The following is a 20,612-nucleotide window of genomic DNA, read 5'->3' as shown; positions in this document are numbered from 1 at the left end:
ATGCGTGGACGCCGTGTGCTGATGGAGTCGTTCGTGTCGCACGGCGTGCGTCATATCTTCGGCAATCCCGGCACGACGGAAACGCCGCTGCTCGACAGCCTGCCGGCATTTCCGCAACTCGAATATATCATGGCGCTGCATGAAGGCGTCGCAGTCAGCGCCGCCAGCTTCTATGCGCAGGCATCCGGACGCGTCACCGTTGCCAACCTGCACGTCGCTCCCGGCCTCGGCAACGGCATCGGCTCGCTCTACGGCGCGCTGAAAGCAAATTCGCCCCTGGTCGTGACGGCGGGTCAGCAGGACACGCGAATGCGGCTCAACAATCCGCTCCTCGGCCACGATCTCGTTGCAATGGCCGCACCCGTGACGAAGTGGAGCGTTCAGATCGAGCGCGCCGACGAGATCGCACCAATCATGCGCCGCGCGTTCAAGGTGGCGACCGATGCGCCACAAGGGCCGGTGTTCGTATCGCTCCCGATCGACATCCTGGAACAGGAGACCGCGGTCGACGCATCGACGCCGGATCATCTGTGGCGGTCGACACGACCCGATCCGGCAGGCATCGAAGCACTGGTTGCGCTGCTTCTGAAGTCGAAAAATCCGGCCATCATCGCCGGCGACGACGTCGCGAGATCGGGCGGCGAGCAGGCGTTGGTCGCACTTGCGGAAACGATCGGCGCCACCGTATGGTTCGAAGGGTTGCGGCATCACGCGCCCTTCCCGACCAGCCATCCGAGCTATCGTCAGTCGCTCCCCGGCGACGCCCGGCAGGTACGCAAGGTGCTCGGCGATACCGATCTCGTTCTCCTCATCAGCGGTCCGTTCTTCGAGGACATCTGGTTCGCGCCTGATAGCCACATTCCCCACGGCGCGTCCGTGCTCCAGATCGAAGCCTCAACCGAGCGGCTCGCGCTCAACAACAGGCTCGATGCCGGCATTGTCGGTGATATCGCGGTCAGCCTCGGCGCATTGACGGACGCGCTGCGGGCCAAGGCGAACGCGGACTTCAGGCAGGCTGCGCAAAACCGCAATACTGCGCTGGCCGAGCTGCAGGCGAAGGAGAAGGAAGCCTATCGCGCACGCGTCGAGAAGAGCTGGAACCGCGAGCCGAGCTCCATGCCGCGCGTCACCGCGGAACTTCGTCGCGGGCTGCCTGATGATGTGGTCATCGTCGATGAAAGCATCACGGCGAGCCTCGATCTCGCCCGCGCCTTCGACTATCACGGCTTCGGCGATTATTTCGGCGGACGCGGCGGCGGCATCGGCCAGGGTCTTGCCGGCGCGATCGGCGTCAAGGTTGCGATTCCGGATCGCCCGGTTGTCGCGATCTCCGGCGACGGCTCGGCGATGTATGCGATCCAGGCGCTGTGGACCGCCGCGCACCACAAGCTTGCGATCGTGTTCGTGGTGCTTGCGAACCGCGAGTACCGCATCCTCAAGCACAATGTGGACGTCTGGCGCCAGAATTTCGAGGCCGGCACCCAGCATCCCTATCAGAACATGGATATCACCGGTCCCGCGCTCGACTTCGTGCATCTTGCCGCCGGCATGGGCGTCGAGGCCGTCAGGGTCGAGAAGGCGGACGACATCGCTGGCGCAATCGCCAAGGCTGTCGCGGCGCAGCGCCCGTACCTCGTCGAGATCGCAATCGAAGGCAAGCGCTAAACGCGCTGGAGGAGTTTCTGATGGCAGGCATTCTGGACGGCAAGGCTGCATTGGTGACGGGCGGAGGCTCCGGCATCGGCCGGGCAACGGCGATCGCCATGGCGCGCGAGGGTGCGCGCGTGGCGGTGTCCGATCTGTCAAAGGACGGAATCGAACAGACAGTCGCTCTCATCAACGCCGCGGGCGGCCAGTCGATCGCGATCCAGGGCGACGTCACCGACGAGGCTGATGTCGCCAACATGGTGGCACGCACGGTATCGGCGTTTGGGCGCATCGATTGCGCGTTCAACAATGCCGGCGTGGCGGGGCGCTCCGTCGGCCCGCCCGGCCAACGCATCCATGAGCTCACGCAGCCCTCGGTGGCGAAGATGTTTTCGGTGAATCTGATGGGCGTGTTCCTGTGCCTGAAATACGAGGTCGCGCAGATGCTCAAGCAAGGCGGCGGCGGCGCGATCGTCAACACCGCCTCGATCGCCGGGCTGGTCGGCCTTGCCACGTCGGGCCACTACGTCGCAGCCAAGCATGGTGTCGTCGGGCTGACCAAGTCTGCGGCGATCGAATACGCCCAGGACGGCATCCGCGTGAATTGCGTCAATCCCGGCTACATCAAGACGCCGATGACCAAGGAGACGATGGACGAACGGTACGACGAAATCATCGCCAAGGTGCCCGCACGTCGCCTGGGCGTGCCCGAGGAAATCGCGGAGGCCGTGGTCTGGATGTGCTCGGACAAGGCGTCCTTCATGACAGGCGCATCGCAGGTGGTCGACGGCGGCTACAGCGCCGCCTGAGTTACGCTTCAGCGGGCGCGTCGCGGCTTCAGGCTATTCCCTTTTTAGACTATTCCTTTGGCGGCACCGTGCGCAAATAGGTGACGATGGCATCGAGATCGGCGGCTGACACGGTGGCGTAGTAATGGAAGCCCATCGGCGGATTGAGCTTGCTGCCGTCCTTACTGACGCCCTGAGTGATGGCGCGCTTGATCTCCTCATCAGTCCAGCCGCCAATGCCTTTCGTCTTGCTGGAGCTGATGTTTCGCGAAACCGAGACACCCCAGGGTCCCGGAAACTTGCCGCCGCCGGCGCCCATGCTGGTGGCAAATTCTCGCCCTTGTGGGCCCATCGGGGTGTGGCACTCCATGCAGTGCGCAATCGTGGCGAGGTAGAATCCCTGCTTCACCTTGTCGCCCAACATCGCTTCGGTGTACGGGCTTTCACCGCCCGGGGGAACAGGATGCCCCTGTGATATTTTGTAGATTGGCTCCGGCACCGCATTCCTGATCGGCTTGATCGTGCGCAGATATGCGATCACCGCATCGAGATCGCGATCGGTCATGATCTCGTAGAAGCCACTTGGCATGATCATGGCGACCCGCGTGCCGTTGCGCTTGATACCTTTGCGCAGCAGTTGCTTGAGTTCGGCGTCGGTGTAATTGCCGATGCCGGTTTCCTTGTCTTGCGTGATGTTCGAGGCCGTGACCTTGAACGGCGGCTCATCCCATGACGTGCCGCCCGAAAAGGCCTTATCCCTGATCTCGCCTGACGGTCCCTTCGGGGTATGGCAATTGCCGCAGGTCAGGATGCCGTTGACCAGGTAATCACCGCGCTGGACCAATTCCGATTGTGCGCTGACCGGGCTGCTCAATACCGCACCGATAACGAGCGCTAGCGATCCGATACGGATCATCACGACGCCTCCGATCAATTAAGTATGGCGATAGAACTCTGATCGAATTCCGGCTTCAAAGAAGTACGTCAGCGAAATATATGCGCACCGGTTTCAACGCTGCGAAGGCTATGTGCAAAACCAAGAACTACACGGCTGGCGCGCGAGAAAAAGCCGCGCGCAGATCGATGGTACGATCGCCACCCCTCTTTTCGGCAGATCCGATTGCCGGAGGGCTGACCAGACAAAATCTAGCAGATTTCACGCGCTTGAGAAGGCAGCCTGACCGCGCTGAAGTTCAAGGCGCAGGATATCAAAACCAGCAGCGACTGTTAGTGCGGGTCAGCGCGCAAAAAGGGAGGGCTGCGCCCTATGCCACGGCGCAAGCCCCCGTAGCAAGAATATTTCGGTTTATACGAATACTGAATCAGCGTATGAGTCCCTCATCTCACCCGATCGAAGGGCGCTGCGCATCGTCACGGGTGTTGCGGTGAGATGCGGTGGACGCCGACTGTGCGACAGACGAGTGCGCATGGGGCGGACGGTGAAGTCGTGTGGTCCTGACGCCCTACATGGAAGTCGTTGCGCGACGCTGGGACCACAGCTCTCTTCAACAACACAACCCTGTGGTTATGGGTCCCTGCTTTCGCCAGGACGACGCGTGGAGAGAGTCCGACAACTCAAATCCACGCTCACCTCATGGACAGAGTGAGAGACTCACCGCTCCTGCCGAAGACTCCCCTCCAGCCGCGCCAGCTCGCCGTCGAGGTCGCGCTCGACATCGGCCACCTGCATGTCGACCACCCGATAGTCGCGCGCTTCGAGCCAGGCTCTGCGCTTGGCGCGGTCGGTGCCGATGGCCTCGCTCTCGTTCGGATTGACCAGCTCGATCGCGAGACGGTGCACGAAGGAGACGAAGTCGGGGATGTGGCGACCGACCGGGGTCTGGCGCTTGAACTGGCCGGCGAAGCGGCGATCCCGCGTCAGCGCCTGCCACAGGATCCGCTCGGCGTCGGTCGGGTTGCGGCGGAGCAACCGGGCGAGGCCGCGCACCGTGCTGGAGTTGTCGGCAGCGGCGCCGCCCCCTCCCTGCTCGGCGAGCAGCGCCCGCAGCCGGGTCGCCTGCGCGCCGTCGAGCACGCCGCCCTTGGCCGGGCCCTTGCGGCCCTCGGCGATCGCCATCACGACCCCATGGAGCGTGTGCATGTCCTGCTTGGTCGGATCCATCCGGGTGAAGATGTTGCGCAGGTTCACCAGCATGGTGTCGCGTTTCTCCGCCGGCCGCAGGAACTCGACCTTGTCGAGCTCGGCAACGAGATTGTCGAAGAAGGCCTGCATCTGGTGCTGGGAGGCCGGCTCGGACCGCTCCGGCATCGCGAACGGCAGCGCGCCCGCGGTCGAAAGCTTGAACCATTCATACCCCATCAGCAGCACCGCCTGCGCGAGGTTGAGCGAGGCGAAGCCCGGGTTGACCGGGAAGGTGATGATGCGGTTGGCGAGCGCGACCTCCTCATTGGTCAGGCCGGAGCGCTCACGCCCAAACAGGATGCCGGCCCCGCCGCCGGAGGCGACATGGCTGACGATCTCGCCCGCCGCGCCTTCCGGCCCGACCACCGGCTTGGCCTGGTCGTGGGCGCGCGCGGTGGTCGCGAACACCAGCGTGAGATCGGCGATCGCCTGCTCGACGGTGTCGAACAGCTCGACGGAACCGATGATTTGGTCGGCGCCGGCGGCGGCGCGTTGCGCGGCGACATTCGGCCAGCCGTCACGCGGATTGACGATGCGCATCCGGGTCAGCGCGAAGTTGCCCATCGCGCGCGCGGCCATGCCGATGTTCTCGCCAAGCTGCGGCTCGACCAGGATGACGACGGGACCGGCAAGGTCGTGTCCTGCCTTGGTCTTGTCGGTGCCGGACATCTCACTTCACTTTCTGATTCAACGTCTGAAGATTTTGAATCAACTTCCGAAGCGGCTGATTCAAACTCTCATGCAGGGCGGCGCAACCAGCTTTGCACCGGTTTTGCGCGCAACCATTTTCTCCAAGGAGATAACAGGGTTAGCCGCGTTTGCGAATCCTCAACCGGAATCCCAATCGCAGCGCGCGATTACTGCCGCTTGCGCGCTTCGCCTTCGGATAGGCTATCAACCACAACTAAAGCGAAGCTGTAAAGGCACGCTTGAGACGCCGCTTGAACGGCGAGGCACTTGGGTCGAAGCACTTGGGGGGACGACGATGCGGGGCAGATGGACGCTGGCGATTGTGGGCGTGGTCTTGATCGTGGCAGGGGGCCTGCTCGCCCACCTCACGCAGACCGCAGGCGGCATCCGGATCGAGGATGTCAGGTTCAAGGGCGCCAAGGGCAACACCATGAGTGCCCTGCTCTACGTCCCGCCGAACGCGACGCCGCAGATTCCGGCGCCCGGCATCCTCGCGGTCCACGGCTACATCAACTCGCGCGAGACCCAGGACGGCTTCGCCATCGAGTTCGCCCGCCGCGGCTATGTCGTGCTGGCGCTCGACCAGACCGGCCACGGCTATAGCGACCCGCCCTCCTTCGCCAACGGTTTTGGCGGACCTGACGGGCTTGCCTATCTCCGCAGCCTGCCGTTCGTCGACAAGGAGAACATCGGGCTCGAGGGCCATTCGATGGGTGGTTGGACCGTGCTGGCGGCCGCCACCGCGATGCCCAATGACTACAAGTCGATGGTGCTGGAGGGCTCGTCCACCGGCAAGCCGTTCGCCGCCGAGGGCACCGCGAGCTGGCCGCGCAACACCGCGCTGGTGTTCGCCCAGTACGAGGAGTTCTCCACCCTGATGTGGGGCGTCGACCTCGCCCGCGACGTCACCAAGAGCCCGAAGCTCTGGGCGTTGTTTGGCACGCAAGGCGCGGTCGCGCCGGGCAAAGGTCTACGGCGGTCCGGCCAACGGCACCGCGCGGGTGCTGTACACCTCGGCGATGACCCATCCGGCCGAGCACATCTCGCATGAGGCGATCGGCTACAGCCTCGACTGGTTCGCCAAGACGTTGAAGGGCGGCACCGCTCGTCCGGTCGACGACCAGATCTGGTTCCGCAAGGAGATCGGCACCCTGATCGCGCTGATCGGCTTCGTCGCGCTTGTCATCGGGACATTCGACGGGCTGCTGGAGGCACCGACGTTCTCCCGCCTGCGGCTGCCGGCGATTGCCGACGGCACCATGCCGGCGCACGCGGCTGCGAGCGGCCGGCGCTGGACCACGGCGTTCATCCTGTCGGCCTTCATCCCCGCACTGACCTACTACCCGACCTTTGCACTGGGCGGCACATTCGTCACCCCGAGCGCGTTCCTGCCGCAGGGCATCACCAACCAGATCCTGGTTTGGGCCATCATCAACGGCCTGATCACGCTGGCCCTGATGTGGTTCGTCCCGAAGCGCGCCAGCCGGGCCGGCCTCGTCGGTCAATCCGTCGTGATCGCCGCGGCCTCGGTCGCGGTGGGCTACGCTGCGCTCTGGCTCGCCGACCTCGCCTTCAAGATCGACTTCAGATTCTGGATCGTCGCACTCAAATTGATGAGCGCGAAGCAATTCCTCATCTTCCTGATCTATCTGATTCCGTTCACGGCGTTTTTTCGTGGTGGCGCTACACGTGCTGCACCGGAATTTCTCGACCATGGGCGCCCCGCGCGGAGCGCTCTATCTGACCAATATTCTGGCGCTGACGCTCGGTTTCATCGTGTTGCTGGTGCTGCAATACGGCACGCTGTGGCTGACCGGAAAGCTGCTCAACCCGATCCCGGACCCAGTTTCGTGCCGCTCTCGACCATCGTCGCGATCCAGTTCGTGCCGCTCCTGACAATCGTCGCCGTGATCGCGTCCTTCACCTGGCGGCGGACCGGATCGAGCCTGCCGGGGGCCCTGATCGCGGGCCTGTTCGTGACCTGGTACATCGTGGCCGGGACCGCGACGCAGGTCCCGTTTTAGAGGGGCGCGCGCGCCGCCGTCAGAATGGCGGTTCTCGGCGAAAAGATGGGCTGAAAGTGCATAACCGGTGCGCTTCCGCCCGTCCCCGGGCGGTGCTATAGCGCAGGCGTATTCCACCCCCGCCGTCAAAAGCGCGCCGTTCCCAAGAGGGCCTCCCCGTCATGGCAAAAATCAAGGTATCCAACCCCGTCGTCGAACTCGATGGCGACGAGATGACCCGGATCATCTGGCAGTACATCAAGGACAAGCTGATCAACCCGTTCCTGGATGTCGAACTGCTCTATTTCGATCTGGGCATGGAATACCGCGATGAGACCAATGACCAGGTGACCATCGACGCCGCCGAAGCCATCAAGAAGGTCGGCGTCGGCGTCAAATGCGCCACCATCACCCCCGACGAGGCCCGGGTGAAGGAGTTCGGCCTGAAGCAGATGTGGAAGTCGCCGAACGGCACCATCCGCAACATCCTCGGCGGCGTCATCTTCCGCGAGCCGATCATCTGCAAGAACGTGCCGCGCCTGGTTCCCGGCTGGACCAAGCCGATCATCATCGGCCGCCACGCCTATGGCGACCAGTACCGCGCCACCGACATCAAGTTCCCCGGCAAGGGCACGCTGTCGCTGAAGTTCGTCGGCGAGGACGGCACCGTGATCGAGCGGGAAGTGTTCAAGGCGCCGGGCCCCGGCGTCGCGATGGAGATGTACAATCTCGACGACTCCATCATCGATTTCGCCCGCGCCTCGCTGAATTACGGCCTGCTGCGCAACTACCCGGTCTACCTCTCGACCAAGAACACGATTCTGAAGGTCTACGACGGCCGCTTTAAGGACATCTTCCAGGACATCTACGACCGCGAGTTCAAGAAGGAATTCGAGGCCAAGGGCCTGACCTACGAGCACCGCCTGATCGACGACATGGTGGCCTCGGCGCTGAAATGGTCGGGCGGCTATGTCTGGGCCTGCAAGAACTATGACGGCGACGTGCAGTCCGACACCGTGGCCCAGGGCTACGGCTCGCTCGGCCTGATGACCTCGGTGCTGCTCACCCCGGACGGCAAGACGGTGGAAGCCGAAGCCGCCCACGGCACCGTGACCCGCCACTACCGCGAGCACCAGAAGGGCAAGGAGACCTCGACCAACTCGATCGCGTCGATCTTCGCCTGGACCCGTGGCCTCGCCCATCGCGCCAAGCTCGACAACAACCCGGAACTGGCGAAATTCGCTACCACCCTGGAGAAGGTCTGCGTCGCGACCGTCGAAGAGGGCTACATGACCAAGGACCTCGCGCTCCTGGTCGGCGCCGACCAGCGCTGGCTCTCGACCACCGGCTTCCTCGACAAGGTCGCCGAGAATCTCGGAAAGGCGATGGCCGCCTAACGGCCGGCCTGTTGCCGAACACAATAGCGAGCGTGACCATGACCTTTCCCGGCCGGGTGACGCTCGCATCCTTGCTGCTGACCGGATCAGCGGCACTCGCTGCCGATCCCCTGCCCGGGCCGATTGCGGCGCCCGACGAGACCGCGGTCCTCACCGTCCACGCCGAGGGCGTGCAGGTCTATGAATGCAAGCCGGTCACCGACGGCAAGCTCGCCTGGTCGTTCCGCGAACCGGTCGCCACCCTGCTCGCCGGTGGCCGCACCGTCGGCCGGCACTATGCGGGGCCGAACTGGGAGCATGTCGACGGCAGCGCCGTGACCGCCCGCACCGCCGGCAGCGCGCCCGGCGCAGCGCCCACAGACATTCCCTGGCTGAAGCTCGAGGTGATCTCCCACCGCGGCAACGGCCTGCTCTCGAGCGTCGCCACGGTGCAGCGGATCAACACCTCGGGCGGCGAGCTCAGCGGCGCCTGCGACAAATCAGGCGCACTGAAGAGCGCGGCGTATTCGGCGGATTACGTCTTCCTGCGGAGAGACTAAGCCTAATCGCGAATGCCGCCGTCGGTCTCGCGCGGCGCCTGGGCGATCTCACCGGCGGCAAGGTCGCCACCGGCCGCAAGCGGGTCGGCGAGCCGCGCCTCCGCCGTCTCCCTGACATGGGCGCCGAGCGCCGGGATCCGCTCGGTCAGGGCATGGAAGTCCTGAGCATCGAGCAGCAGCAGCTTGGTCTTCCGCATCGCCGTCACCGTGCCGGAGCGGCTGGTCCGCCGGAGCAGCGCGATCTCGCCGAAGAACGAGCCGTCGGCAAGCCGCACGCATTGGCTCGGCAGGTCGATCTCGACCTCGCCGGCGGTGATGAAATACATCGACGACGCCGGATCGCCGCGCCGCACCAGCACCTCGCCGGCCTCGATGGTCTGCGACCGCAGCAGGCGCATGATGTCGGCGATCTCGGCAGCGCCGAGATGTGAGAACAGCGGCACCCGCGCCAGCATGCCCCAAGTCACGACGAAGTCGCGGCGCCGGACCTCGTCGGCGAACGCGGTCGAGACGATCGCGACCGGCAGCGCGATCATCGCAAAGCCGACCACGATCGCAACCACCGTGACCATCCGGCCGAGCACCGTCACCGGGACGACGTCGCCGTAACCGACGGTCCCGAGCGTCACGATCGCCCACCACATCGCCTGCGGCATGGTGCCGAACTTGTCCGGCTGCACCTTGTGCTCAATGGCATAGAGCAGCGAGGCGAACAGCAGCACCGCGCCGGTCAGGATCACGACGCAGCCGAACAGCGTGCGCCGCTCGGCATGCAGCGCCGCCAGCAGCGAGCGCATCGCGGTCGAATAGCGCACCAGCTTGAGGAACGGCAGCATGCCGAACAGCACCAGCGCGGTCTTGTCGCCGATCGCGAGCGCGATGGCCGATGGCAGGAAGGCGAGCAGGTCGATCACGCCGAGTGCCGAGAAGGCGTATTCCAGCCGCGCCTGAAGCGGCGTCATGTCGCGCAGCGAGCGGCCGACCACGCTCCAGAGCCGCGCGGCATATTCCAGCGCGAAGGCGGTCACCGCGGTGATCTCGATCGCCGTGAACAGCCACCAGAACTGGGCATCGACCTCCGGCACCGACGCCAGGATCGCCGCCAGCACATCGACCGTGATGATCGCGACGACGAGCCGGACAAATCGCGCGCCGACCGAATATGGCAGGTGGTCCTGCTCGAGCAGCTCGTAGAGACGCCCCCGCAGTCCGGGATCGCTGATCGTGGGCTTGCCTGGAGCCGTCGCCACGATCAGCCTCTCCGTCAGGCGCCGGCCGATGCCTGTTGAGTCATGGCCTGCTCGATCGCCGACAGCGCGGCGTCGGCCTTGGCACCGTCGGGCCCGCCGGCCTGCGCCATGTCGGGCCGGCCACCACCACCCTTGCCGCCGAGCACCTCGGAGCCCTTGCGCACCAGCTCGACCGCGTTGAAGCGCGAGGTCAGGTCGGCGGTGACGCCGACCACGATGCCGGCCTTGCCGTCCTCGGTGACCCCGACGATCGCGACCACGCCGGAGCCGATCTGCTTCTTGCCGTCGTCGACGAGGCTCTTCAGGTCCTTGGTCTCGACGCCTTCGACCGCGCGCGCGAGCAGCTTGACGTTGCCGACCTCGCGAACGCCGGAGGCCGCACCATTCGACGACGCTCCGCCGCCCATCGCGAGCTTCTTGCGGGCATCCGACAGGTCGCGCTCGAGCTTCTTGCGCTCCTCCATCAGGGCCGCGATGCGCGCCGGCACATCCTCGATCGTGGTGCGCAGCTCGGCCGCCGCGGTCTTCGCCAGCGTCATGGTGTCGTTGGCGTGCTTACGCGCATGATGTCCGGTCAGCGCTTCGATGCGGCGGACGCCGGACGCGACCGCGCTCTCGCTGGTCACCGAAATCAGGCCGATGTCGCCGGTGCGACGAACATGGGTGCCGCCGCAGAGCTCGACTGACCAGCCAAGCGCGTTCTGGCCGTGCTCGCGGGCGCTCTTGCCCATCGAGACGACGCGAACCTCGTCGCCATACTTCTCGCCGAACAGTGCGCGCGCACCGGCTTCGCGGGCGTCGTCGACACCCATGACGCGGGTCGTCACCTCGTCATTCTCGAGCACGACATCGTTGGCGATGTCCTCGACCCGGGCGAGCTCTTCCGGCGTAATCGGCTTCGGATGCACGAAATCGAAGCGCAGGCGATCGGGCGCGACCAGCGAGCCGCGTTGCGCGATGTGATCGCCGAGCACCTGGCGCAGCGCCTCGTGCAGCAGATGCGTCGCCGAGTGGTTGGCGCGAATCGACGAACGCCTGGCGTGGTCGACCTCGAGCTGTAGGGCGGTGCCGACGTTCAGGGTGCCCTGCTCCACCGTGCCGACATGCACGAACAGGTCGCCGGCCTTCTTCTGCATATCGGTGACGCGGAATTTGACCCCTTCGCCGGTCAGGATGCCGACGTCGCCGACCTGACCACCGGACTCGGCATAGAATGGCGTCTGGTTCAACACGATCGCGCCGCTCTCGCCGGCCTTGAGGCCGTCGACCTCGGCGCCGTCCTTGACCAGTGCCGTCACCACGCCTTCCGCGCTCTCGGTCTCATAGCCGAGGAATTCGGTTGCGCCGAGCTTCTCGCGCAGCGGGAACCAGATGGTCTCCGTGGCCGCCTCGCCGGAGCCTGCCCAGGAGGCGCGCGCCTTCTCGCGCTGGCGGTTCATCGCGTCGGTGAACGATGCCTGATCGACGCTGATGCCGCGCGACTTCAGCGCATCCTGCGTCAGGTCCAGCGGAAATCCGTAGGTGTCGTACAGCGTGAACGCGGTGTCGCCGTCGAACATGTCGCCCTTCTTGAGGCCGGCGCTCTTCTCGTCGAGGATCGAAAGGCCGCGCACCAGCGTCTTGCGGAAGCGCGTCTCTTCCAGCTGCAACGTCTCCTCGATCAGCTTCTCCGCGCGCACCAGGTCCGGATAGGCCTGGCCCATCTCGCGGACCAGCGCCCAGACCAGCCGATGCATCAGCGGCTCGCTCGCACCGAGCAGCTGCGCGTGGCGCATCGCGCGGCGCATGATCCGGCGCAGCACATAGCCGCGGCCCTCGTTCGACGGCAGCACGCCGTCGGCGATCAGGAACGCCGAGGAGCGCAGATGATCGGCGATCACCCGGTACGACGCCACGTTCTGCGGGTTCGGCCCATGGCCGAGCGCAGATGCGGCCGCATCGATCAGGTGGCGGAACAGATCGGTCTCGAACACGCTCTCGACGCCCTGCAGAATGCAGGCCATGCGCTCAAGCCCCATGCCGGTGTCGATCGAGGGACGCGGCAGCGCCACGCGCTCCTCCTTCGTCACCTGCTCGTATTGCATGAACACCAGGTTCCAGAATTCGAGGAAGCGATCGCCGTCCTCTTCCGGGCTGCCCGGAGGTCCGCCCCAGATATGCTCGCCGCGATCGATGAAGATCTCGGAGCACGGACCGCACGGGCCGGTATCGCCCATCGCCCAGAAATTGTCCGAGGTCGCGATGCGGATGATGCGATCGTCCGAGAAGCCCGCGATCTTCTTCCAGTAGCCGGCCGCCTCGTCGTCGGTGTGGTAGACGGTGACGAGCAGCTTGTCTTTCTTCAGCCCAAAATCCTTGGTGATCAGATTCCAGGCGAGCTCGATCGCGCGCTCCTTGAAGTAATCGCCGAACGAGAAGTTGCCGAGCATCTCGAAGAAGGTGAGATGGCGCGCGGTGTAGCCGACATTGTCGAGGTCGTTATGCTTGCCGCCGGCGCGGACGCACTTCTGCGACGTCGTGGCACGCTGATAGCTGCGCTTCTCGACGCCGGTGAAGACGTTCTTGAACTGCACCATGCCGGCATTGGTGAACATCAGGGTCGGGTCGTTGCGCGGAACCAGCGGCGACGACGCCACGATCTCGTGGCCGTTCTCCTTGAAGAAGTTCAGAAATGTCGACCTGATGTCGTTGACGCTGCTCATGTTCATCCAATCGAAAAAAGGGGCCGGCCACCGCAAAAAGGCGTCATTTTCCGGCCGAACGCTTTTAGACATTGCCAGCTGCGGTGTCCAGAAACTGTGCAGGCGGATCATGGGCTTGCCGCGGTAGCACAAAGCCCATTGGATAGCAGCGAGAGCTGCGTTGACAGTCTTGGTGGCGCCGTGTTTTCTACCTACCTGTTACTAGTCACGTCGGGAGAGATCGGCCTTACCGCCGGCGCCGAAGGAGCAACCGCCCCGGAAACTCTCAGGCAAAAGGACCGCGTGACGTCTAACATCTGGAAAGAGGCGCTGGGGTTCTCCCCGATGCGTCCGCCGACGGGATAATACTCTCAGGCACAGCGACAGATGGGGCTTTCTGCAGGTTTCTCAAGGGGAAATAGGTCCCCGGCGGGAACCGCGAGGGCCCCGTGATGCTTGCGTGCGAAACCTCCCCGCTGAAACAGACCCCGCTGCACGCGCTGCATCTGGCGCGCGGCGCCAAGATGGTGCCGTTCGCCGGCTACGACATGCCGGTGCAATACACGGCCGGCGTGCTGAAGGAGCACCTGCACACCCGCAAGGAAGCCGGCCTGTTCGACGTGTCGCACATGGGCCAGCTCGTGCTGAAGGCCAAATCCGGCAAGGTCGGCGACGCTGCGCTCGCGCTGGAAAAACTGGTGCCGCAGGACATCGTCGGCATCGCGCCGGGACGGCAGCGCTACGCGCAATTCACCAACAATGACGGCGGCCTGCTCGACGACCTGATGGTCGCGAATTTCGGCGATCACCTGTTCCTGGTGGTCAACGCCGCTTGCAAGGCCGAGGACGAGGCGCATCTGCGCGCGCATCTCTCCGATGCTTGCGAGATCGTGTCGCTGGCCGACCGCGCGCTGGTCGCGCTGCAGGGGCCGAAAGCCGAATCGGCGCTGGCGAAACTTTGTGCAGATGTCAGTTCGATGAAATTCATGGACGCCGGTCCGCGCCGCGTCGGCGATATCGACTGCTTCGTCTCGCGCTCCGGCTATACCGGCGAGGACGGTTTTGAGATTTCCGTGCCCGCAGACAAGGCGGAGGCCCTGGTCACCGCATTGCTGGACAATCCCGATGTACTTCCGATCGGGCTCGGCGCGCGCGACAGCCTGCGCCTCGAGGCCGGGCTTTGTCTCTATGGCCACGATATCGACACCACGACGACCCCGGTCGAAGGCGCGCTGGAATGGTCGGTGCAAAAGGTTCGCCGCAGCGGCGGCGCCCGCGCCGGCGGCTTTCCGGGCGCCGACAAGATTCTCGCACAGTTCGGACAAGGCGCTTCCCGCCGCCGTGTCGGCCTGAGGCCCGACGGCCGCGCGCCGGTGCGCGAAGGCGCCGGCCTGTTCGCCGATCCGACCTCGACCGAGCCAATCGGCAAGGTGACCTCGGGCGGCTTCGGCCCGAGCCTCAATGCGCCGGTTGCGATGGGCTATCTGCCGACATCCCTTTCCGCGCTCGACACCACCGTTTTTGCCGAAGTGCGCGGCCAACGGCTGCCGCTCAAGGTCGCCGCCACGCCCTTCGTCCCCAATACCTACAAACGCTAAACGCCAAAGGATCGATCCCCATGACGACGCTGTACACGTCCGACCACGAATGGCTCCGCATCGAGGGCGACGTCGCCACGATCGGGATCACCGACTACGCGCAGTCGCAGCTCGGCGACGTCGTGTTCGTCGAACTGCCCAAGGTCGGCCGCAACCTGAAGAAAGCCGAGGCCGCCGCGGTCGTCGAATCCGTCAAGGCCGCCTCCGACGTCTACGCACCGATCACCGGCGAAGTGATCGAGGTCAACGAGGCGCTCGCGGCCGAGCCCGCGCTGGTCAATTCGGATGCCGTCGGCAAGGCCTGGTTCTTCAAGCTCAGGATTGCCGACAAGGGCGAACTCGGCGGCCTGATGGACGAGGCCGCCTACGCCGCGCACACCGCCTGAAGATCAGTTTAAGGATCAAGCCATGAACGCGCCCTTCAAGCCGATCAACGAAGCCGCCACCGATTTCGTCCGCCGCCACATCGGACCATCCCCGCGCGACATCAACGCGATGCTGGAAACGGTCGGCGCCGCGAGCTTGCAGGCGCTGATGAACGAGACGTTGCCGGCGTCGATCCTCCAGAAGGCGCCGCTCGATCTCGGCCGGGCGCTGAGCGAAACCGAAGCGCTCGCGCATATGAGCGAGCTCGCCGCGCAGAACCAGACCTTCACCTCGCTGATCGGCCAAGGCTATTCCGGCACCATCCTGCCCGCGGTGATCCAGCGCAACATCCTGGAGAATCCGGCCTGGTACACTGCCTATACGCCGTATCAGCCGGAGATCAGCCAGGGCCGGCTTGAAGCCCTGTTCAATTTCCAGACCATGATCTGCGATCTCACCGGGCTCGACGTCGCCAACGCCTCGCTGCTCGACGAGGCGACCGCGGCAGCCGAAGCAATGGCGCTCGCCGAGCGCCACTCGCAGGTGAAGGCAAAGGTGTTCTTCGTCGACAAGGAGGTTCATCCGCAGACGCTGGCGGTGATGCGCACGCGCGCCGCGCCATTGGGCTGGGCGCTTGTGGTCGGCGATCCCCTGACCGAGCTCGACAAGGCCGACGTGCTCGGCGCGCTGCTGCAATATCCCGGCACGACAGGCGCGGTGCGCGACCTCAGGCCGGCGATCGCATCGCTGCGCGCCAAGGGCGCGCTTGCGATCATCGCCGCGGACCTGCTGTCGCTGGCTTTGCTGACCTCGCCCGGTGAGCTCGGTGCCGACATTGCCATCGGCTCGGCGCAGCGGTTCGGCGTGCCGATGGGTTATGGCGGACCGCACGCCGCCTACATGGCGGTGCGTGACACGCTGAAGCGCTCGCTGCCCGGCCGCATCGTCGGCCTCTCGGTGGATTCGCGCGGTGCACCGGCCTATCGGCTGGCGCTGCAGACCCGCGAGCAGCATATCCGCCGCGAGAAGGCGACCTCCAACATCTGCACCGCGCAGGTGCTGCTCGCCGTGATCGCTTCGATGTATGCGGTGTATCACGGCCCCGAGGGCCTGACTCACATCGCGCGCAGCGTGCATCGCCGCGCCACCGTGCTCGCCGCAGGCCTGCGCAAGCTCGGCTTTGCGCCGACCAGCGAGGCGTTCTTCGACACCGTGACGGTCGAGGTCGGAGCGAAGCAGATCGAGATCGTCTCCCGCGCGCAGGCGGAGCGGATCAATCTGCGCATCGGCGCGACCACGCTTGGCATCGCGCTCGACGAGACCACGACGCCGGAGACCGTCGAGGCGGTATGGCGCGTGTTCGGCGGCAAGCTCAGCTTTGCCGAGATCGAGGCCGCCGCACGCGAGGCGCTGCCGAAGGAGCTGCGGCGCACCAGCGCCTTCCTGACCCACCCGGTGTTCAACACGCACCGTTCGGAGACCGAACTGCTGCGCTACATGCGCAAGCTCAGCGATCGCGACCTCGCGCTCGACCGCGCGATGATCCCGCTCGGCTCCTGCACTATGAAGCTCAACGCCACCACCGAGATGATCCCGCTGACCTGGCCGGCGTTCGGCAATCTGCATCCGTTCGCGCCCGCGGATCAGGCCAAGGGTTATCACGCGCTATTCAAGCGGCTGGAGCAGTGGCTGTGCGACATCACCGGCTATGACGCGGTCTCGCTGCAGCCGAATTCCGGCGCGCAGGGCGAATATGCCGGGTTGCTGGCGATCCGTGGCTATCACCTCGCGCGCGGCGAGCCGCACCGCAAGGTGTGCCTGATCCCCTCCTCCGCGCACGGCACTAATCCGGCCTCGGCCGCGATGGTTGGCATGGACGTCGTGGTTGTCGCGTGCGATGCGCGCGGCGATGTCGACGTCAGGGATCTCCGCGCCAAGGCGGAGAAGCATTCGGCAAATCTCGCCGCTGTGATGATCACCTATCCGTCGACCCACGGCGTGTTCGAGGAGCATATCAGCGAGATCTGCGACATCGTGCATGCGCATAGCGGCCAGGTCTATCTCGACGGCGCCAACATGAACGCGCAGGTCGGGCTGTCGCGGCCCGGCGATTACGGCGCCGATGTCAGCCATCTCAATCTGCACAAGACCTTCTGCATCCCGCATGGCGGCGGCGGCCCCGGCATGGGCCCGATCGGCGTGAAGGCGCATCTTGCGCCCTATCTGCCCGGCCATCCCGCAACCGACGGGGCGACCGCACACGCCATCGGCCCGGTGTCGGCCGCGCCGTTCGGCTCCGCGTCGATCCTGACCATCTCCTACATCTACATCCTGATGATGGGCGGCGAAGGGCTCACGCGCGCCACTGAGGTTGCGATCCTCAATGCCAACTACATCGCCGCACGGCTGCAGCCGCACTTCCCGGTGCTGTACCGCAACGAGCGCGGCCGCGTCGCGCATGAATGCATCGTCGATCCGCGGGCGCTGAAGACGACCAGCGGCGTCACCGTCGACGATATCGCCAAGCGGCTGATCGACTACGGCTTCCACGCGCCGACCATGAGCTTCCCGGTGGCGGGCACGCTGATGATCGAACCGACGGAATCGGAATCGAAGTTCGAGATCGACCGCTTCTGCGACGCCATGATCGCGATCCGGGGCGAGATCGCGGAGATCGAGAAGGGCCGCTGGAAGGTCGAGGCGTCGCCGCTGCGCCACGCACCGCACACGGTCCACGACATCGCCGACGACGCCTGGAACCGGGCCTACAGCCGCGCCGAGGGTTGCTTCCCGGCCGGCGTGTCGCGGTCCGACAAATACTGGAGCCCGGTCGGCCGCGTCGACAATGTCTACGGCGATCGCAATCTGGTGTGCTCGTGCCCGCCGATCGAGGATTACGCGCAGGCGGCGGAATAACGGGCCATGTTGCAGGATGGGTAGAGCGCAGCGAAACCCATCCTGCGGTCCGGCAATCATAAGGTCCGACGAGACTGCGGGCGAACGACGGCGAGCAATACCGCCGCAGGAGGAAACATGCGCGAGGAATTCTGGTTTCATTTCCCGTTTCGCGTCCGCTATTCCGAAGTTGACGCGCAGGCCGTGGTGTTCAACGCGCACTACCTGACCTACTTCGATACCGCGATCACCGAGTATTTTCGCGCGCTCGGCTACGACTATCTCGGCGAGGTCGCGCGGACCGGCATCGATTTTCACACCGTGAAATCGGTGGTCGAGTACAAGGCGCCGATCCGGTTCGACGAGGACATCGAGGTCTGCGTGCGGGTCGAGAAGATCGGCCGTTCCTCGATCGTGCTTACGCTCGCGATCTTCGCCAAGGGCTCCGACGACCTGCGCGCGACCGGCGAGATCATCTGGGTCGCCACAGATCAGAAGACCCACCAATCGGTCGCCGTGACGGAAGACCTGCGCGCGCTGATCGCGAGCCGAGAAACGGCGCTGGCGGAGGGATAGCCGCCAGATATCTGATCCAACACCGCACAAAACCAAACGGGCGCCGAAGACGTCGGCAACTCAACGTCCTCAGCGCCCGCTTGCAGCGAAATGATTGAGCCTTGAGGCTTACTCCTCCACGGGCTCCTCGCCCTCGGCGTCGCGCTCGGGCGTGCCGGCGAGGATCTGCTCGGAAATCAGGCCGGAGTTCTGCCGGATCGCGGCTTCGATCTTGGCGGTGATGTCGGGATTCGCCTTCAGGAACGCCTTCGAATTCTCGCGGCCCTGGCCGAGGCGCTGGCTGTCATAGGAGAACCAGGCGCCCGACTTCTCGACGATGCCGGCCTTGACGCCCAGGTCGAGAATCTCGCCCATCTTGGAGACGCCCTCGCCGTACATGATGTCGAACTCGACCTGCTTGAAGGGCGGTGCCAGCTTGTTCTTCACCACCTTGACGCGGGTGGTGTTGCCGACCACCTCGTCACGCTCCTTGATCGCGCCGATGCGGCGAATGTCGAGGCGGACCGAGGCATAGAACTTCAGCGCGTTGCCGCCGGTGGTGGTCTCCGGCGAGCCGTACATCACGCCGATCTTCATGCGGATCTGGTTGATGAAGATCACCATGGTGTGGGATTTGTTGATCGAGGCGGTGAGCTTGCGCAGCGCCTGGCTCATCAGGCGCGCCTGCAGGCCCGGCAGCGCATCGCCCATCTCGCCCTCGAGCTCGGCCTTCGGCACCAGCGCCGCGACAGAATCGACCACCAGCACGTCGACCGCACCGGAGCGCACCAGCGTGTCGCAAATCTCAAGCGCCTGCTCGCCAGTGTCGGGCTGCGAGATCAGGAGCTCGTCGATGTTGACGCCGAGCTTGCGCGCATAGACCGGGTCGAGCGCGTGTTCGGCGTCGATGAAGGCGCAGATGCCGCCCTTCTTCTGGCCTTCCGCCACGGTGTGCAGCGCCAAGGTGGTCTTGCCCGACGATTCCGGCCCGTAGATCTCGACCACGCGTCCCTTCGGCAGGCCGCCGACGCCGAGCGCGATGTCGAGCCCCAGCGATCCCGAGGACACCGTCTCGACATCCATCGAACGGTCGTTCTTGCCGAGCTTCATCACCGAGCCCTTGCCGAACTGGCGCTCGATCTGGGAGAGCGCGGCTGAGAGGGCCTTGGACTTGTCCATGGAGGATCCTTCGACGATACGCAGTGCAGTGGCGGACATTTGGGATGTGCTCCTTATGGCGGGGATTCGCTAGCGGGAAAAACGGGCGATGGGATCGGGGCGGAATGCGTTGTTGATAGGAACCTCGTACCACATTTGTTCTATGTTCGCAATATGTTCTTTTTGGCCTATCGGTGCTGGCCTGCTTTATCCCCTAGTGGCCTAGTTTGAATTTGGGAGTGACCTGTTTTGAATTAAGCGAACAGCAACCATGGCTTGGCCGATGTTCTCGGTAGGACTACTGAGTCGGCAATTAAGGTTCCACCCATAGCAATCGTTATGGTCCGCCAACTGTTCTCCATCCACAGGGGAGAAGTGTTACCGGAGTTCTCCGTGGGTGAACGGAGCTCCGAATTGACTAGGAACCCTATGGCTACAGGCCTATTGTTTATTCGTCACTGCGCGACACGCGGTATCTGTCGGTGATGAGAACGCCCGGTTAGCGCTCCCGCCTTCCTCTAACGGAACGGAGCGCGCCATGGTCCTCAAGCGACCGCGTCTCATGCACACAGAATCACTTGAAGAGCGTCTCAACATCGAGGCACAGCGGCTCTTGAAGGAGGCTTGGCGCCACTCCCCCGGCGTCGAGCGCTCCCGCCTTATCCGCAAGGCGCGCCTTGCCGAAACCGCCTCACAGTTGAGCGACTGGCTGCGGTCGCCGGGTTTGCGAGCGCCGACGTGAGGGACGCGGCAATCAAGGCGGTCCTGAATTACTTCCGGAGCAGACACCCCGACAGAAGCTCCGCAGCGATGCAGAAGGGCAGGCTCCGCAAGTAAAAAGGTCATCGCACTCGAAAGTGCAATATCCGGGATTTTGTTCATACCCTCTCGGACTGGAAGGC

At 64.8% G+C, this 20,612-nt stretch carries 15 protein-coding genes and 1 riboswitch; of the genes, 10 read left to right on the top strand and 5 right to left on the bottom strand.

The window, feature by feature from the left end:
* Together HAP47_RS15475 and HAP47_RS15470 are read left to right on the top strand one after the other, a co-directional pair.
* Nucleotides 1–1,665 (top strand): thiamine pyrophosphate-binding protein, encoded by a 1,665-nt coding sequence (locus HAP47_RS15475; RefSeq protein WP_173637499.1) that lies wholly within the window; start codon nucleotides 1–3, stop codon nucleotides 1,663–1,665.
* 20 nt (nucleotides 1,666–1,685) lie between these two features.
* The gene (locus tag HAP47_RS15470) at nucleotides 1,686–2,456 is read left to right on the top strand and encodes an SDR family NAD(P)-dependent oxidoreductase (RefSeq protein WP_173637500.1); all 771 of its coding nucleotides are present in this window, start codon (nucleotides 1,686–1,688) and stop codon (nucleotides 2,454–2,456) included.
* A 49-nt stretch (nucleotides 2,457–2,505) separates the two neighbouring features.
* Here HAP47_RS15470 and HAP47_RS15465 read toward each other — a convergent pair whose 3' ends face one another.
* On the bottom strand, nucleotides 2,506–3,351 hold the full coding sequence (locus HAP47_RS15465) for a c-type cytochrome (RefSeq protein WP_210285214.1): 846 nt from the start codon (nucleotides 3,349–3,351) through the stop codon (nucleotides 2,506–2,508).
* 696 nt (nucleotides 3,352–4,047) lie between these two features.
* Nucleotides 4,048–5,247 (bottom strand): TrmJ/YjtD family RNA methyltransferase, encoded by a 1,200-nt coding sequence (locus tag HAP47_RS15460; protein ID WP_173637501.1) that lies wholly within the window; start codon nucleotides 5,245–5,247, stop codon nucleotides 4,048–4,050.
* Between the two features lie 316 nt (nucleotides 5,248–5,563).
* On the opposite strand from HAP47_RS15460, the gene HAP47_RS15455 reads away from it, so the two are divergent.
* From HAP47_RS15455 to HAP47_RS15440, 4 genes are all read left to right on the top strand, one after another.
* Nucleotides 5,564–6,319, top strand: coding sequence for an alpha/beta hydrolase family protein (locus HAP47_RS15455; protein ID WP_231168894.1), 756 nt, complete (start codon nucleotides 5,564–5,566; stop codon nucleotides 6,317–6,319).
* A complete protein-coding gene (locus HAP47_RS15450; RefSeq protein ID WP_231168893.1) occupies nucleotides 6,270–7,292 on the top strand; it encodes a hypothetical protein in 1,023 nt (340 codons plus the stop codon). The genes HAP47_RS15455 and HAP47_RS15450 overlap by 50 nt, the downstream gene beginning before the upstream one ends.
* Nucleotides 7,293–7,453: 161 nt before the next feature.
* Nucleotides 7,454–8,668, top strand: a complete 1,215-nt coding sequence (locus HAP47_RS15445) for an NADP-dependent isocitrate dehydrogenase (protein WP_173637502.1) — start codon at nucleotides 7,454–7,456, stop codon at nucleotides 8,666–8,668.
* Between the two features lie 38 nt (nucleotides 8,669–8,706).
* Nucleotides 8,707–9,207 (top strand): DUF3455 domain-containing protein, encoded by a 501-nt coding sequence (locus HAP47_RS15440; protein ID WP_173637503.1) that lies wholly within the window; start codon nucleotides 8,707–8,709, stop codon nucleotides 9,205–9,207.
* 2 nt (nucleotides 9,208–9,209) lie between these two features.
* Here HAP47_RS15440 and HAP47_RS15435 read toward each other — a convergent pair whose 3' ends face one another.
* Entirely contained in the window at nucleotides 9,210–10,460 is a 1,251-nt protein-coding gene (locus HAP47_RS15435) for a cyclic nucleotide-gated ion channel (protein ID WP_173640486.1), read from the bottom strand.
* Between the two features lie 11 nt (nucleotides 10,461–10,471).
* Nucleotides 10,472–13,159: an alanine--tRNA ligase gene (alaS, locus tag HAP47_RS15430; protein WP_173637504.1), complete on the bottom strand. Its 2,688-nt coding sequence runs from the start codon at nucleotides 13,157–13,159 to the stop codon at nucleotides 10,472–10,474.
* A 201-nt stretch (nucleotides 13,160–13,360) separates the two neighbouring features.
* Nucleotides 13,361–13,449, top strand: a riboswitch (glycine riboswitch).
* Nucleotides 13,450–13,590: 141 nt separating this feature from the next.
* On the opposite strand from alaS, the gene gcvT reads away from it, so the two are divergent.
* From gcvT to HAP47_RS15410, 4 genes are all read left to right on the top strand, one after another.
* A complete protein-coding gene (gene gcvT / locus HAP47_RS15425) occupies nucleotides 13,591–14,736 on the top strand; it encodes a glycine cleavage system aminomethyltransferase GcvT (RefSeq protein ID WP_173637505.1) in 1,146 nt (381 codons plus the stop codon).
* A 20-nt stretch (nucleotides 14,737–14,756) separates the two neighbouring features.
* Nucleotides 14,757–15,122 (top strand): glycine cleavage system protein GcvH, encoded by a 366-nt coding sequence (gene gcvH, locus HAP47_RS15420; protein ID WP_173637506.1) that lies wholly within the window; start codon nucleotides 14,757–14,759, stop codon nucleotides 15,120–15,122.
* A gap of 22 nt (nucleotides 15,123–15,144) precedes the next feature.
* Entirely contained in the window at nucleotides 15,145–18,018 is a 2,874-nt protein-coding gene (gene gcvP, locus HAP47_RS15415) for an aminomethyl-transferring glycine dehydrogenase (RefSeq protein ID WP_173637507.1), read from the top strand.
* 117 nt (nucleotides 18,019–18,135) lie between these two features.
* Nucleotides 18,136–18,573 carry an acyl-CoA thioesterase gene (locus tag HAP47_RS15410; RefSeq protein ID WP_173637508.1) on the top strand — a complete coding sequence of 146 codons (438 nt, stop codon included), beginning with the start codon at nucleotides 18,136–18,138 and terminating at the stop codon, nucleotides 18,571–18,573.
* A gap of 108 nt (nucleotides 18,574–18,681) precedes the next feature.
* Here HAP47_RS15410 and recA read toward each other — a convergent pair whose 3' ends face one another.
* Nucleotides 18,682–19,770: a recombinase RecA gene (gene recA, locus HAP47_RS15405; RefSeq protein ID WP_106327292.1), complete on the bottom strand. Its 1,089-nt coding sequence runs from the start codon at nucleotides 19,768–19,770 to the stop codon at nucleotides 18,682–18,684.
* Between the last annotated feature and the right edge of the window lie 842 nt (nucleotides 19,771–20,612).

Source organism: Bradyrhizobium sp. 41S5 (genome assembly GCF_011516665.3).
GTDB classification, from domain to species: Bacteria; Pseudomonadota; Alphaproteobacteria; order Rhizobiales; family Xanthobacteraceae; genus Bradyrhizobium; species Bradyrhizobium quebecense.
This window is presented reverse-complemented; position numbering and strand designations above follow the sequence as displayed.

Coding starts and splice junctions, on each gene's coding strand:
- HAP47_RS15475 (WP_173637499.1), top strand. CDS start 1: ATGCGTGGACGCCGTGTGCTGATGGAGTCGTTCGTGTCGCACGGCGTG.
- HAP47_RS15470 (WP_173637500.1), top strand. CDS start 1,686: ATGGCAGGCATTCTGGACGGCAAGGCTGCATTGGTGACGGGCGGAGGC.
- HAP47_RS15465 (WP_210285214.1), bottom strand. CDS start 3,351: ATGATCCGTATCGGATCGCTAGCGCTCGTTATCGGTGCGGTATTGAGC.
- HAP47_RS15460 (WP_173637501.1), bottom strand. CDS start 5,247: ATGTCCGGCACCGACAAGACCAAGGCAGGACACGACCTTGCCGGTCCC.
- HAP47_RS15455 (WP_231168894.1), top strand. CDS start 5,564: ATGCGGGGCAGATGGACGCTGGCGATTGTGGGCGTGGTCTTGATCGTG.
- HAP47_RS15445 (WP_173637502.1), top strand. CDS start 7,454: ATGGCAAAAATCAAGGTATCCAACCCCGTCGTCGAACTCGATGGCGAC.
- HAP47_RS15440 (WP_173637503.1), top strand. CDS start 8,707: ATGACCTTTCCCGGCCGGGTGACGCTCGCATCCTTGCTGCTGACCGGA.
- alaS (WP_173637504.1), bottom strand. CDS start 13,159: ATGAGCAGCGTCAACGACATCAGGTCGACATTTCTGAACTTCTTCAAG.
- gcvT (WP_173637505.1), top strand. CDS start 13,591: ATGCTTGCGTGCGAAACCTCCCCGCTGAAACAGACCCCGCTGCACGCG.
- gcvH (WP_173637506.1), top strand. CDS start 14,757: ATGACGACGCTGTACACGTCCGACCACGAATGGCTCCGCATCGAGGGC.
- gcvP (WP_173637507.1), top strand. CDS start 15,145: ATGAACGCGCCCTTCAAGCCGATCAACGAAGCCGCCACCGATTTCGTC.
- HAP47_RS15410 (WP_173637508.1), top strand. CDS start 18,136: ATGCGCGAGGAATTCTGGTTTCATTTCCCGTTTCGCGTCCGCTATTCC.
- recA (WP_106327292.1), bottom strand. CDS start 19,770: ATGTCCGCCACTGCACTGCGTATCGTCGAAGGATCCTCCATGGACAAG.